The 583-nt window shown below is 40.7% G+C and carries 2 tRNA genes; both read right to left on the minus strand.

Going from position 1 to position 583, the window contains the following annotated elements:
- Positions 1 to 196 precede the first annotated feature (196 nt).
- Positions 197 to 273 (minus strand) — tRNA-Ala (locus KDU71_RS22805).
- A gap of 40 nt (positions 274 to 313) precedes the next feature.
- Positions 314 to 390, minus strand: a tRNA-Ile gene (locus tag KDU71_RS22810).
- Between the last annotated feature and the right edge of the window lie 193 nt (positions 391 to 583).

A 583-nucleotide genomic window follows, 5' to 3' on the forward strand; every position in this document is an offset into this window, starting at 1 on the left:
TGTCAAAGATCTTTTGCTTTTGCTTACAGCTTATAGCTGATGGCCTATAGCTTGTGATATCGTTGGAATCGAACCAACTTAAAAACCATTATATCGTTCAGTAAGATGTTTAGACTGTTAGATAATAGACTTATAGACATTTCTATACGTATTATCTCGTCTTGTAGTCTAATAGTCTCCTATCTATTAGTCTACATGGTGGAGAATATCGGAGTCGAACCGATGACCTCCTGCGTGCAAGGCAGGCGCTCTAGCCAGCTGAGCTAATCCCCCATTTGTCTAGCTTCAAGCCTCTTGCGGCTAGCTTCTAGTATGGTAGTCCCGGGCAGACTTGAACTGCCGACCCCTACATTATCAGTGTAGTGCTCTAACCAACTGAGCTACGGGACTGTTGCAGTGTCTTCTCGTTAGACTTATAGATGATTAGACTTAATGACTTTTAGATTTTTATCTAGTTGTCTATCGTCTAATTGTCTTCCCGTCTTTTTAGGATTGCTTGACGCTGTAAAAATGAATAGTACATTCGGTAAAAATGAAAGCCTAAAATCGGCTATCAAAATATCTCCAGAAAGGAGGTGTTCCA

The sequence above is a fragment of the Carboxylicivirga sediminis genome, from assembly GCF_018156225.1.
GTDB classification, from domain to species: Bacteria; Bacteroidota; Bacteroidia; order Bacteroidales; family Marinilabiliaceae; genus Carboxylicivirga; species Carboxylicivirga sediminis.